We start from the raw sequence: 13,084 nt of genomic DNA on the forward strand, positions 1-13,084 counted from the left end.
TATTTTCCCCACAACACACCTCGCCCCTACCGGCCCGGGGGGGGCCCCCCCCGACCGGTCGGCACTAAATGTCCCCGCGCAGCGAGCCTTCCCCGCATGTCTCCACACCGTGAGCCTTCCCCGCCCGAGTCGGGATCGCATAGCCTGGCGCGGTGAGCCTCGACGTCACCGCCGGTCGCCCGTCCACTCTCGGCACCCTGGCGCGCTGCTGCACCGCGCTCGCCGCCACCCCGGCGCGACTGCTGCAGCCCCGCCGACCGGACGCCGACTTCCTGGCCGGACTCGAGGTAGCCGATCCGGCCACCCCGCGCGCCACGGTCACGCTGCGCGCACTCATCCAGGGTCGGATGGCGGCCCCGGAGATCATCGTGGCGGAGGGGGTGCGCAGCCTGCGCGAGCTGCCCATGGCCATGGGCGCGTTCCTGATCGAGCATCCGCGCGCCAGATTCCTGGTCGATCCCGCGCTGTGCGCGAATGTGCACGAGCGTGTCATTCCCGGTCTGCCGTTTCCGGTGCCGCTGTTGGTCGCCCCGGAGAAGCCGGTACTCGGCCTGCGCGACGCCCTGGCCGCCCGCGATCTCTCCGGTGCCGATGTCGATTTCGTGCTGGCCACCCACCTGCACTGGGATCACGTGTCGGGTCTGCTGGAACTGCCCGACTCGGTCGAATTACGGCTGCCCGCCGTCGAATACGACTGGGCCATGCACGGCGAGCACGCCCCCATCGGCGTGGTGCGCGCACCCCTGCACGACCGCGCCGTCGGCAGCCTGGAACTGGACGGCCCTCCGTTGCTGACCTTCCCGCGCAGCCACGACCTGTTCGGCGACGGCGCGGTCGTCCTGGTCGACCTCGCGGGTCACACCCCGGGCAGCGTCGGCGTCCTGCTGGCCGTGGCCGACGGCACCCGCGTCCTGCTCGCGGGCGACGCCGTGTGGAATCGGGTGCAGGTGCGCCTGATTCGCGAGAAGGCCCCCATGCCCGGCCAGCTCTTCGACGCCGACCGCGACGCCGCCTTCCGTACTATTCAGCGCCTGCACGCCCTGCCCGAGGGCATCGAGATCATCGCCTCCCACGACTACGACGCCTGCGCCGCCCGCGCCTGACATCCCTAGCGCCCGCCGAACGTCGTCGACCGCCGGGTACCGGTGCCCGGTGGTCGAGTGCCGACCCGATGTCGTCCCCGTGGTCACCCGGCAGGCCGCGACATCGGTTGTCCGGTCGGGTGAATCAGCTCATCATGCTCGCCAGGCGGGAGTTGATGATCGACTCCGCCTCGGTGACCATGCGCGACACCAGTTCCGCGCAGGTCGGAATGTCATTGATCAGACCCTGCACCTGACCGGCCGACCAGATGCCCGCGTCCAGGTCGCCCTCTTCGAAGACGCGCCGTCCGCGCGCACCGGCGACGAGATCGCGCACATCCTCGAACTTGCCGCCGGACTTCTCGATCTCGACGACCTTGCGGCTGATCTCGTTGTTCGCCACGCGCGCGGTGTTGTGCATGGTGCGGAAGATGAGCTGGGTGTCGCGCTCGCTGTGCGCCACGATCTGCTCCTTCACCGTCTGGTGAATGGCCGACTCCTGGGTGCACATGAAACGGGTGCCCATATTCACGCCGTCCGCGCCCAGCGCCAGCGCGGCCACCAGGCCGCGGGCGTCGGCGATACCGCCGGAGGCGATGACCGGAATGTCCAGTACCTGGGTGGCGGCCGGAATCAGGATCAGGCCGGGCACATCGTCCTCACCCGGGTGACCGGCGCATTCGAAGCCGTCGATGCTCACGCCGTCGACGCCGATCTTCTGCGCCTTGAGGGCGTGCCGCACGCTGGTGCACTTGTGCAGCACCTTGATTCCGGCTTCCTTGTAGTAGGGCAGGAAGGGTTCCGGATTGCTGCCCGCGGTCTCGACGATCTTCACGCCGGACTCGATGATGGCCTTGACGTAGTCCTGGTACGGCGGCGGGTTGATGGACGGCAGGATGGTGACGTTGACGCCGAAGGGCTTGTCGGTCAGCGACCGCGCCTTCTCGATCTCGGCCAGCAGATCGTCCGGGGTGGGCTGGGTGAGCGCGGTGATGATGCCGAGACCACCGGCTTCCGACACCGCGGCGGCGAGTTCGGCGCGGCCGACCCACATCATGCCGCCCTGCACGATCGGGTGCTCGACCCCGAACTCCTCGGTGAACCTGGTACGCAGCGTCACGCTGTCCTCCTAGCCTCTCGCGGGTCGCACGCACGCCCGGACTGGCCCGATAGTCGCATAGTTGCATATGGGTGGACAACCCTCATGTGAGCGATCGTTTGCACTCTGAAATAGCGATCTGCGGCGAGCCTGTGGATAAACAGTCGCTCGTCAGCGCCTGGTGTGGCCAGACATTATGGTCTTGAGCTGCTAAATGATCGAATGAGAAAATTTCGGCAGAACCTTCTCTGTAACCCTTGTCACGCCAAAAAGTTAGTTGCTATTCTCTCGACTGTTCACTCCCCGTGTGAGAGGAAGCAGCATGACCGCCGGCATCCAGCCGCTCGACGAGCCCCTTCGGTCGCGGCGCAACCACTGGGTCAACCAGATCGCGACCCATGCGGCCATGCGGCCCGACCGGGTGGCCTTCCGTTTCCAGGGCGTGGACACCACGTGGCGGCAGTTGCACGAGCGTTCGGAGAAGTTCGCCGACGCGCTCGCCCGTCGAGGGGTCGGGTTCGGCGATCGCGTGCTCATCCTGGCGCTCAACTACACCGAGTACATCGAGGCCGTGATGGGCATCAACGCCCTCGGAGCCATCGCGGTGCCGGTGAACTTCCGCCTCACTCCGCCCGAGGTGGCCTACATCGTGGGTGATTCCGGCGCGAAGGCCATCGTCACCGACGCGCCGCTGCAACCGCTCGCCACCGCCATGGTCGGCCAAGCGCCCGCGCTGGAGACCTGCGTGGTCATCAACGGGCAGACCGGCGACGGCGCGATCGGCTACGACGACTTCATCGCCGAGCCGGGCGAACCGCATGCGCCGCTGGACATTCCGGAGGACACGCCCTGCCTGATCATGTACACCTCGGGCACCACCGGCAGCCCCAAGGGCGCGGTGCTCACCCACGCGAACATGACCGCGCAGGGGCTCACCTGCATCCGGGCCATGGAGATCACCGAGGACTCCATCGGCTTCTGCACCTCCCCGCTGTTCCACATCGCGGGCCTGGGATCGCTGACCCCGTATTTCCTGTTGGGCGGCAAGACGATCCTGCACCCGCTGGGCGCTTTCGACGCCGGTCAGTGGCTCGACGCCGTGGAGGCCGAGCAGGCCACCACCGCCTTCTGCGTCCCCGCCCAGTGGCAGATGATCTGCGAGGACCCGACGATCGAGCAGCGCAAGCTCGCGCTGCGCTCGCTGTGCTGGGGCGCGGCCCCGGCCTCCGACACGGTGCTGCGGGCCATGGCGGACCGCTTCCCGGAGGCGTTCAACGTAGCGGTGTTCGGCCAGACCGAGATGTCACCCATCACCTGTGTGCTGGAGGGCAGGGACGCGCTGCGCAAACTCGGCTCGGTCGGCAAGCCCATCCCCACCATCCAGGCCCGCGTGGTCGACGACGAGATGAACGATGTGGCTCCCGGCGAGGTCGGTGAGATCGTCTATCGCGGACCGACTCTCATGCAGGGCTACTGGAACAAGCCCGAGGCCACCGCGGAGGCGTTCGCGGGCGGCTGGTTCCACTCCGGTGACCTGGTGAAGCAGGACGAGGAGGGCTTCGTCTGGGTGGTGGACCGCAAGAAGGACATGATCATCTCCGGCGGCGAGAACATCTACTGCGCGGAGGTGGAGAACGTGCTGTTCGCCCACCCCAAGGTCCGTGAGGCGGCGGTGATCGGCCGCCCGCACGAGAAGTGGGGCGAGGTGCCGGTGGCGGTGGTCGCGCTGCTGCCGGGCACCGACCTGACCTTGGCGGAGCTCGAGCCCTTCCTCAACGAGAACCTGGCCCGCTACAAGCACCCCAAGGATCTGGTGATCGTGCCGGAGCTGCCCCGCAACGCCAGCGGCAAGGTCGTCAAAGTCGCACTGCGCAAGGACTTCTCAGATACCGATCACTCGGGTAGCTGAGTGCCGCCGCGGCGCGCTGTACCGCCATTCCGGCGCGCCGCGGCCCCTGCATGGCGCACCATGGGGTCATGATGCTCGAACCGGAGCGCACCGCGGTGCTCGCTCTGCATTGGCAGGTGAATGTGATTCGGCCCGAAGGGTTCTTCGGTCCCATGCTGGCGGAACCGGTCGCGGAGAGCGGGGTGGTGGACCGGGCGGTCGAGTTCCACGGTGCGGTCGCCGCGGCGGGACTTCCGGTCGTGTTCACCCGCTTCACCATTCCGGTCGGCGAGGGCGCTTTGGTGCGCAATACCGGATTCATGCGTTCGGTCGCCGCCGCGCAGACCGAGTTCCGCCCGAATTCTCCAGGCACGCAGATCATTCCGGAAATGTCGGAGCAGGCCCGCGCGGGTGCGGTCTTCGACAATCAGAAGCTCTCCGGTCTGGCGGGCAGTGCACTGCCGGACTGGCTCGCCGCCCGCGGCATCGACACCCTGCTCGTCACCGGCGTCGCCACCAACCTCACGGTCGAGCAGACCGCCAGGCACGGTACGGATCTCGGCTTCTACGTGCATCCCGTGGCCGACTGCGTTGCCGCCGCGACGGCCGAGGCCCACGCCGCCTCGCTGTCCGATCTCGAATTGACCACGGCCGGTTGTCTTTCCAGCGAGCAGGTGCTCGAAAACCTGCACGCGACCCGCCGCTGAGACGCGCTCAGATCATGTCGTTGGCGGTGAGCCACCGCATGATCGGCCAGCCGACGAACACCGGCAGCCAGCAGGTGAGCACCCGGTAGAGCAGCACCGACGGCACCGCGATACTCGCGGGCACGCCGAACGCCGCCAGACCGCCGATGAGCGCCGCCTCCACCGCACCCACCCCGCCGGGTGTCGGCGCGGCCGAGGCGAGCGTGCCGCCGATCATGGTCACCACCGTGACCGTCACGAAAGTCGTACTGCCGCCGAAGGCTTCGATACTCGTCCACAGCGCCAGCGCCGCGCCCAGCGTGGTCGCCGCGCACCCGCCCACGATCATGACCAGCCGCAGCGGGCTGCGCGCCAGCTCGCGCAGCGAACTCACCACCTCGGCCAGCTGCGGTCGCACCTCGGTGCGCAGCCACCGCCGCACGGTGGGCAGGAAGATGGACACGCCCAGCAGGCCGAGCAGCACACCGCCCACCAGGTACAGCACCGTGGCATTGGGGAAGATGTGCGACAGATCCGCCGAAACGCCCGCCGCCACACTGAAGAAGATGAGCAGCACGATGTGCGTGACCACCTGCACCGACTGCTGCATGGCCACCGCGGCCGTGGCCCGCACCGCGCCCAACCCGCTCTTCTGCAGGAACCGCACGCTCAGCGCCAGACCACCCACACCCGCCGGGGTCGTGGTGGCGGCGAAGGTGTTCGCCACCTGCATGAGCATGAGATTGCGGAGGTTCACCGCGGCCCCGGCACACGCCCACAGCGCCATGGCCGCGCCGATGTACTTGAGCACCGAGACGAGCAGGCCGAGCAGCGCCCACCACCAGTTGGCGCTGCTGAGTTCGGAGGTGAAGGTCGGCACCGCGCTGATATACGGGTAGGCCACGTACACCAGGCCGATGAGCAGCACCAGCTGGATGATCTGATTGCGGGAGAACCGGGTGATCTGCGCGGCCTCGATGCGGTCCTGCCCGGTCTGGTGCGCCACTTGATCGCGGGTGGCCTTCAGCACCTCCTTGAAGTCCGGCACCGACTTGCGCACCTGCACCGGAATGGCGACCTTGGTGAGCCGCCGCGACGCGGTCAGCACCCGCTGCGTGCCCAGCACCTCGAGGGCCGTCCGCACGGCCGTCTCCGCGCCGAACACATCGGCCGTGGTGACCAGCAGCTGCGCCACATCCGACTGGAACCGCGCCTCGTACGCCCCGAATTCGGATTGGGTGAAGCCGCCGAACAACACGTCGCCGCCCGCCACCCGCACATCCTCGGCGCGCAGTTCACCGTGCGAGATCTGCGCCTTGTGCATGGTGTCCAGCGCCCGCCACACATCGGCCAGCTGTTCGCCGTGCGTGTCGGCCAGCGGCTCCCCGGCGGCCACGGTGTGCGCGTACAGCATCCAGCCGCGATCCAGCGCCGCCACGGTGAGCGGTTTGTTGCTGCCCAGGCCGAGATCTCCGATGGCGATGCCCATGAGCGCCCGGTGCTCCACCGCCCGCCGCATGGAGGCGAACAGCGCCGGGTACTCGCCGCTGCGGATGGTCAGCCACCGCCGCAGCGCCTGCAAGGCGCTGCGGCGGCGCTGATTGGCCCCGTAGAGCTCGACGATCAGCTCGTCCTCGGCGGGCGTGTGCCGCATGGCATCGAGCGCGGCGGCACCGGAGTCCGCCTGGTCCCGCGCGGCGGCGAGTCCGTCCGGTGTGGATGTCGTATCCGCGGCCGTCTGGTTCGCGGTGGCGACGGCCGTGGTGACACCGCCGCCGGCGGCGCGCGCCGTCTTGCGTGTCGAACCGCGCACCGATACCGACCCGGAGGCGATGACCGCCGCCATCCCGGGCGTGGCGGCCGGGCTGGTTCCCGCTCGCGGCGTGGTGCTGGCCGAGAGCACCAACGGCCCCCGTCCGCCCGGCCGCAGCACCGTGAAGGCGTTCACCTGGTATCCGCGCCGGGCGAGCACCCGCACCGCGGCGTCCAGCGGCACCTCCAGCGCGGGCGTGCCGACCACGAGCACGATCACCGCGCCCACGAACCAGCCGATGGCCAGGCCGAGCAGGGCGCGCGCGGGCACCACCAGGCTCACCACCAGGTGAATCGGCACGAAGGCCAGCAGCAGCGTCCACCACCACCGGCGGGCGCGGACGGGCAGCCACGGGCTGGCGACCGTCAGCGTGGCGGCCAGCATGGCGATCCAGCGCGGATCGTCGAGGAACTGCGACAAGAAGGTGTTGACCTGCTGCGGTTCCGACAGATGCCAGGTGGGGGCGGCGAATCCGGTTCCGGTGAAGGAGAAGGCCAGCAGGGCGATCAGGCCCGCGGACAGATACCCGCCCAGCAGTTTCCACTGCCGCCGCCAGATCAGGCGCAGGAAGATGGCGAACGGCAGCGCCAGGATCGCGAAGCCGTACACGATGTAGACCGCGTTGGACTGCTCCGGCGTCAGGAAGCCGATGATCTCGGACAGCGAGCGCTCCAGCGCCTCCCACTGCGGCCGGGTGATGAGCGAGCCCACGATGACGACGGCGACCAGCAGCGTCGACAGCACCACCCGCAGGATGTCGCTGGTACGCCGGAGCCGTGGCTGCAGCAGGCTGCCGGCGACGGGGATCTCCCGTCCGTCGACTCGCATGTCCTATCGGCGCTTTCGGATCGTGGGAACTGCCTCGGTCCCATGGTCGGCTCGGTGTCTGGCGGGCAGGTGGACGGACGAACCCGCACACCTACTCGCCGGCTACGGTAACCCGTCGCGCCGGTCCAGCGGGACGAGCCCATCTCCCAGTGTGTCCGGCGTGTCCGCCCCGATGCGTCCGATACGGCCGAGCAACCTCCAGGCGCACCTGGAAGTATCGTCGGCGTGCTCGAGGATCTTCGCGTGTGTTTCGTCGGTGAATCGTTCGTCGCGGGGGTCGGCGACCAACGCTGCCTGGGCTGGGCGGGCCGCCTGGCGGTGCGGGCCATCGCGGCCGGGCAACCGCTCACCCACTACAACCTCGGCGTGCGCCGGGAGACCTCCACCCAGTTGCGCGCCCGCTGGCTCACCGAATGCGAACCGCGGCTACCGACGGGCTGCGACGCCCGCCTGGTGCTGTCGACCGGTGTGAACGACACCATGCACGAGCACGGGTGGCCACGCGTCCCGCTCGACGAATCGGTGGCGAATCTGGCGGCCGTGCTCGAGGTCGCGCGCGCCCGGGAGTGGCCCGTCCTGGTGGTCGCGCCGCCGCCTATCGCCGATGCCGCGCACACCGACCGCATCGCCGCCCTGGACGAGCGCTTCGCGGCGCACTGCGACGCGGTCGGCGTCCCGTACGTGCGGGCGCATCAACCCCTGCGGGACAACCGGGTGTGGATGGCGGAGGTCGCCGCCGGGGACGGGGCGCATCCGGGTGCGGCCGGATACGACGAATTCGCCGAACTGCTGGCCCCGCACTGGCTGCGGTGGCTCACCGACCCCGGGTTCCTAGCCCGTGGGCGAATCTCCGGCGGCGGGCGCCGATGAGTTCTCGCGGGTCTTTCCGTCTGCATGTTCGAGCCCGCTCGGCCATGCCGAGGCGGAAGAACCCACACCGAGAGTGAGAAGAATCATGGGCAAGATCGTTGTCGCCGAATTCGTTTCGCTGGACGGCGTTATCGAGAATCCGGCCTGGACCGTGCCGTTCTGGAACGACGACATCGCCGACTACAAGAGCGCCGAAATGCGGGAGGCCGACGCGCTGCTGCTCGGGCGCGTCACGCACGAGGCGTTCGCCGCGGCCTGGCCGAACCACCCGGAGGAGGGTGAGTACAAGGACAAGATGAACGCCATGCCCAAGCACGTGGCGAGCTCCCGGTCCGACCTGGAATGGAACGGGCACCGCATCGAGGGCGATCTGGCCGACTCCATCGCCAAGCTGCGCGGAGAGCAGAATCTGCTGGTCTTCGGTAGCTCCAAGCTGGTCCACTTCCTCGAAGCGAACGGTCTGGTGGACGAATACCGCCTGGTCGTCTACCCCGTGCTGCTCGGCAAGGGCGACCGGCTGTGGACCGATGTCGATGCCGAGGCCACCCTGGAGGCGGTCGAGACCACCGCGCTCGACAACGGCGTCATCCTGTCCACCTACCGGGTCGGCGCTCCCACCGTCACCCGCCCCAGTTTCGGGTGAATCGGGCACCGCGACAGCGCCGGAATCACGAATAGCATCACGAACTCCGGCCGCTGCGGCGGACGCCGGGATATGCCTACGGGTACATGCGTTCGTAACCTTGTGGCGTGGACATCGATACGCGACTGCTGCGTTACTTCATGGCGGTCGCGGAAACCGAGAATTTGGCGCGGGCCGCGCAGCGACTGCATGTCGCGCAGCCCGCGCTGGCCACACAGATAAAACAGCTGGAAAACCAGCTGGGAGTGGAACTGTTCATCCGGTCCCGGGCGGGGATGACGCTCACCGCGCCCGGCAAGGTGCTGGCAAAACAGGTGCCGGGATTACTGGCCGGGTGGGACCGCATTCTGCGCGAGACCAAGAGCGACGCCAGCCGCACCGCCTGCGTGCTGCGCCTCGGCGCGGTGCCCAGCGCCGCCGATGGGCATATCCCCGAGATCATCCGGGTCTTCCACCGGCTGCATCCGGACTGGGAGGTCGATCTGCGGCAGGGCGGGTGGACCGATCCGACCGCCGGACTCGACGACGGCGATGTCGACGTCGCCATCCTGCGGCTGCCGTTCCCGGGGCAGGACGAGTACCACGTCCGGGAACTGTTCACCGAACCCCGCTGGATCGCGCTGCCGGAGGACCATCCGTTGGCCGAGCGCGAGGACATCGCCTTCCGGGAGCTGTGGGACGAGCCCTACGTGGCCTCGCCCGCGGATACCGGGTGGTGGCGCGACTACTGGATGGGGTTGGACGCCCGGCCTCGCGATACCGCCATCGTCGGGGCCATCGCCCGCAATACCGACGAGTGGCTGACCGCCATCGCGAGCGGCTACGGGGTCAGCTTCACCCCCGCGTCCACCTCGCACACCCACGCCCGGCCCGGGGTGGTGTTCCGGCCGGTGCACGGCATCGGGCCGACCCGGGTCGCGGTGGTGTGGCCGGACGCCTCCGAAACCGATCCCGTGGTGCGGTATTTCATCCGCTGCTGTTCCGATGTGATCGGCCAGTCCGCCGACGGGTATCGGCGTCCGTCGTAGCTGAACACCGTCGTAGCTGAACACCGTTGTAGCCGAGACACCGTGTAGCCGAATCCCGGTCGTGGCCGCATCCCCGTGCTGGCGAATCCCGGTCGTAACCACATTGCCGCCGGAGCCGCATCATCACCGCCGCCGCGGTCAGGGCTCGTCGAGGACCGCCATGGCCGCGTTGTGGCCGCCGATACCACTCACCCCGCCGCCGCGTACCGCGCCCGCGCCGCACAGGTACACATTGCGGTGCCCGGTGGCCACACCCCAGCGGGTGGCCGGGCTGTCGTCGGAATCGTCGGCGCGATAGGGGAATTCCAGATCACCGTGGAAGATGTGCCCGCCGGGCATCCCGATCTCGTGCTCCAGGTCGAGCGGTGACTTGGCCTCCAGGCAGGGGCGGCCGTCCGCGTCCAGGGCCAGGCAGTCGCGAATGGGTTCCGCCAGCACCGAATCCAGTCGCGCGAGGGTGGCGGCCACCAGCTCCGACTTCGCGCCCTCCGGATCCTCGTCGAAAAGCCGCGCGGGCGTGTGCAATCCGAACAGAGTCAGGGTGTGCACCCCCTGCGCGGCCAGATCGGGTGACAGGATCGACGGATCGGTGAGCGTATGGCAGTAGATCTCCGACGGCGGCTCGGCGGGCAGCCGTCCCGTCGCCGCCTCCCGGTAGGCGCGTTCCAGTTGCGTGGCCGCCTCCCCCACATGGAAGGTGCCCGCGAAGGCGTCGCGCGGATCGACCGCCGGATCCCGCAGCGCCGGTAGCCGCCGCAGCAGCATATTGATCTTCAGCTGCGCGCCTTCGGGTTTGGCGCGCGGCTCGCCCAGCAGTCGCCCCAGCTCATACGGTGCGGCATTGACCAGCACGCGGTCGGCTCCCACCGCGCCGCCGTCGAATCGCACCTCCGCGGTGCGGCCGTCGGTATCGATCCCGGTCACGGCGCGGCCGGTGACGATCTCCGCCCCCGCCGTCCGCGCGACCGTCGCGAGCGCGTCGGTCAGGGCCCCCATGCCGCCGACCGGCACATCCCAATCCCCGGTCCCGCCACCGATCACGTGGTAGAGGAAGCACCGGTTCTGTGCCAGCGTCGCGTCGTGCGCATGGCTGAACGTCCCGATCAGCGCATCGGTGAGCACCACCCCGCGCACCGTATCGTCGGTGAAGGTCCGTTCCACGAGTTCGCCGAGCGGCCGCTCGAAGATCGCCTCCCACATCGCGTCGTCGGCCACGATGCCGCGTAGCTCCGTCCGTGTCGGCAGTTGTTCGGTGAACGTCGGAAACACCCGCCGCGCCAACTCCCCCATCTCGGCGTAGAACCGCTGCCAGGCGTCGAACTCCCGTTCCGATCCGGTGACCCGGGCGAAACTCGCCCGCGTGGCCCCCGCCGATCCCCCGTCCACGAGCAGCCCGCCGTCCCCCACCGGCGTATACGACGAGATCCGCCGTTTGCGCGTCTCGAACCGCACCCCGAGGTCCCGAATGATCTTCGCGGGCAACAGGCTCACCAGATACGAGAACCGTGACAGCCGCGCGTCCACCCCGGCGAACACCCGCTCCGACACCGCCGCGCCACCGGTGTGCGCCTGCCGTTCCAGCATCAGCACCGACCGACCCGCCCGCGCCAGATAACCCGCCGCGACGAGGCCGTTGTGGCCGCCCCCGACGATGACGGCGTCGTACCGACCCCGGACCGGAGAGCTGCTGTCGTTCATGCGTCGACTCTAGAAGCGCGCACCGACAATCACCGGTAGGCCACGGTCAGCGCCGCACCGCCAGCAGGCAGCCCTGTGCGCCGCGTTCGTTCTCCTGGGGTTCGCGGACCATCCGGAAGACGGTGTGCAGGCCGTGCGGGGCCAGCACCTCGGCGAGGGCGTCCGGGGCCCAGCGGTAGGCAGTCGTGACCCTGTGGTCGTATGCCTCATATCCGCGTTCGGTGGCCTGAAACCCGAAGAGCGCAACACCATCCGGGCGGAGCACCCGCGCGATCTCGGCGAATGCGAGTGGCAGCCGCCGCGGGTGGGTGTGAATCGTCGAGTACCAGGCGAGAATGCCGCCCAGGGAGGTGTCGGGTAGGTCGAGGGCCTCCATGGAGCCCTCCTCGAAGCGGAGGCCGGGGTGGGCGGCGCGGGCCAGCCGGATCATCTCCGGCGAGAGGTCGATACCGGAGACGTCCAGGCCGAGATCGCGCAGATGGCCGGTGAGCCGCCCGGGGCCGCAGCCCAGATCGAGGACCGGATCCGATGCCAGTTCCGCGAACACGCCCAGCAGGGCGCGGTCGAAGGGCATATCCCGCAGCGCGTGCTCGAACGTGGCCGCGTACAGTTCCGCGACCCGGTCGTACGCCGTCCCTACCACCAGCATCTCGTCATCCGCCATAGACCCGACTGTAGCCAGTGCCGGACCCGCGAACGTCCCGTCGGGAACCTGTCGGTGGCATGGCATAGCTTCATGCCCATCGCGACCAAGTGGGAGGCAAAGTGATGGTCTCGAATTCGAATGATGAAGCCGCACAAGAAAATTCGACAAGCATGTCGATTGTGCGAGTGCTGCCCGCCGTCGCGCCGCGCAAGCTGGCGAAGGTGCCGTTCGTCGAACTGGCGGAGGGGCGGCTACAGGGTGTGGTGTCCAGCGGTTCCGATATCGCCCGGGTGTACGTGGCGTCGGTGACGGCCGGGACGCACGGATTCAGCTGTAGCACCAACAACAATCGGCCCTGCGGCGGCCTGTCCGGGAACTGGACCTGCAAACACCTGGACGCGCTCATCGCCGAGGCGGTGCTCCAGTACGGGCAGCAGCGCGTCGCCCGCTACCTGCGGGTGGAGGTGCCCGAGGGGGCACGGCTGGCCGACGCGCTCGACGGGACTCGCGATCCGGCCCCGGCGGCCCCGGTCTTCAGCCGGTTCCTGCGGCATCTGTCGTATCTGGAACTGCCGGGCAGCAATTCGCCGATTCCCGAACTCCAGTGGTTTCCGGCGGCGGGGGTGAGCCGCTGATGTCGGTGCGCTGGGAAGAACTGCTGGGCGCGTCGCCCGAGGAGATAGCGGTTGCCCAGGAGGTGGTGGCCGGATTCGACGCCGCACTGGTGAACGGTTTCGCCCGCGTGGACGACCGGCAGACCATGGCGCTCCAGGCATTGGCGGGCGCGGTGGCCGGATCACCGC

11 protein-coding genes are annotated in these 13,084 nt (G+C 69.0%); 7 read left to right on the plus strand and 4 right to left on the minus strand.

Features of this window, described 5'->3' with window-relative positions; genetic code table 11:
• The first annotated feature begins 152 nt into the window (after window positions 1-152).
• Window positions 153-1,103 carry an MBL fold metallo-hydrolase gene (locus tag QK444_RS20465; RefSeq protein WP_282782676.1) on the plus strand — a complete coding sequence of 317 codons (951 nt, stop codon included), beginning with the start codon at window positions 153-155 and terminating at the stop codon, window positions 1,101-1,103.
• A gap of 124 nt (window positions 1,104-1,227) precedes the next feature.
• On the opposite strand, the gene QK444_RS20470 is transcribed toward QK444_RS20465, so the two are convergent.
• Window positions 1,228-2,196 (minus strand): nitronate monooxygenase family protein, encoded by a 969-nt coding sequence (locus QK444_RS20470; protein ID WP_282782694.1) that lies wholly within the window; start codon window positions 2,194-2,196, stop codon window positions 1,228-1,230.
• A 307-nt stretch (window positions 2,197-2,503) separates the two neighbouring features.
• Here QK444_RS20470 and fadD5 point away from each other — a divergent pair, with 307 nt between their 5' ends.
• Together fadD5 and QK444_RS20480 are read left to right on the plus strand one after the other, a co-directional pair.
• Window positions 2,504-4,090 carry a fatty-acid--CoA ligase FadD5 gene (fadD5, locus tag QK444_RS20475; RefSeq protein ID WP_282782678.1) on the plus strand — a complete coding sequence of 529 codons (1,587 nt, stop codon included), beginning with the start codon at window positions 2,504-2,506 and terminating at the stop codon, window positions 4,088-4,090.
• Between the two features lie 68 nt (window positions 4,091-4,158).
• Window positions 4,159-4,776 carry a cysteine hydrolase gene (locus tag QK444_RS20480; protein WP_282782680.1) on the plus strand — a complete coding sequence of 206 codons (618 nt, stop codon included), beginning with the start codon at window positions 4,159-4,161 and terminating at the stop codon, window positions 4,774-4,776.
• Between the two features lie 7 nt (window positions 4,777-4,783).
• On the opposite strand, the gene QK444_RS20485 is transcribed toward QK444_RS20480, so the two are convergent.
• Entirely contained in the window at window positions 4,784-7,396 is a 2,613-nt protein-coding gene (locus QK444_RS20485) for a lysylphosphatidylglycerol synthase transmembrane domain-containing protein (protein ID WP_282782682.1), read from the minus strand.
• 243 nt (window positions 7,397-7,639) lie between these two features.
• Here QK444_RS20485 and QK444_RS20490 point away from each other — a divergent pair, with 243 nt between their 5' ends.
• The 3 genes from QK444_RS20490 (at window position 7,640) to QK444_RS20500 (ending at window position 9,937) form a co-directional block, all read left to right on the plus strand.
• On the plus strand, window positions 7,640-8,266 hold the full coding sequence (locus tag QK444_RS20490) for a GDSL-type esterase/lipase family protein (RefSeq protein WP_282782684.1): 627 nt from the start codon (window positions 7,640-7,642) through the stop codon (window positions 8,264-8,266).
• Between the two features lie 85 nt (window positions 8,267-8,351).
• Window positions 8,352-8,909, plus strand: coding sequence for a dihydrofolate reductase family protein (locus tag QK444_RS20495; RefSeq protein WP_282782686.1), 558 nt, complete (start codon window positions 8,352-8,354; stop codon window positions 8,907-8,909).
• Between the two features lie 107 nt (window positions 8,910-9,016).
• A complete protein-coding gene (locus QK444_RS20500) occupies window positions 9,017-9,937 on the plus strand; it encodes a LysR family transcriptional regulator (protein ID WP_039807933.1) in 921 nt (306 codons plus the stop codon).
• Window positions 9,938-10,075: 138 nt separating this feature from the next.
• Here the strand turns inward: QK444_RS20500 and QK444_RS20505 are convergent, their stop codons facing one another.
• Window positions 10,076-11,635: an NAD(P)/FAD-dependent oxidoreductase gene (locus tag QK444_RS20505; protein ID WP_282782689.1), complete on the minus strand. Its 1,560-nt coding sequence runs from the start codon at window positions 11,633-11,635 to the stop codon at window positions 10,076-10,078.
• 46 nt (window positions 11,636-11,681) lie between these two features.
• Entirely contained in the window at window positions 11,682-12,299 is a 618-nt protein-coding gene (locus QK444_RS20510; RefSeq protein ID WP_282782691.1) for a class I SAM-dependent methyltransferase, read from the minus strand.
• Window positions 12,300-12,451: 152 nt separating this feature from the next.
• Here QK444_RS20510 and QK444_RS20515 point away from each other — a divergent pair, with 152 nt between their 5' ends.
• Complete coding sequence (locus tag QK444_RS20515; RefSeq protein WP_195114751.1) at window positions 12,452-12,916, plus strand: hypothetical protein; 465 nt, start codon at window positions 12,452-12,454, stop codon at window positions 12,914-12,916.
• Window positions 12,917-13,084 lie beyond the last annotated feature (168 nt).

The organism is Nocardia sp. CC201C (assembly GCF_030010695.1).
GTDB lineage: Bacteria > Actinomycetota > Actinomycetes > Mycobacteriales > Mycobacteriaceae > Nocardia > Nocardia otitidiscaviarum.

Bases quoted from the DNA above. Each gene is read 5' to 3' on its own strand.
- fadD5 (WP_282782678.1), top strand. From the start codon at position 2,504: ATGACCGCCGGCATCCAGCCGCTCGACGAGCCCCTTCGGTCGCGGCGC.
- QK444_RS20480 (WP_282782680.1), top strand. From the start codon at position 4,159: ATGATGCTCGAACCGGAGCGCACCGCGGTGCTCGCTCTGCATTGGCAG.
- QK444_RS20485 (WP_282782682.1), bottom strand. From the start codon at position 7,396: ATGCGAGTCGACGGACGGGAGATCCCCGTCGCCGGCAGCCTGCTGCAG.
- QK444_RS20495 (WP_282782686.1), top strand. From the start codon at position 8,352: ATGGGCAAGATCGTTGTCGCCGAATTCGTTTCGCTGGACGGCGTTATC.
- QK444_RS20505 (WP_282782689.1), bottom strand. From the start codon at position 11,635: ATGAACGACAGCAGCTCTCCGGTCCGGGGTCGGTACGACGCCGTCATC.
- QK444_RS20510 (WP_282782691.1), bottom strand. From the start codon at position 12,299: ATGGCGGATGACGAGATGCTGGTGGTAGGGACGGCGTACGACCGGGTC.
- QK444_RS20515 (WP_195114751.1), top strand. From the start codon at position 12,452: ATGTCGATTGTGCGAGTGCTGCCCGCCGTCGCGCCGCGCAAGCTGGCG.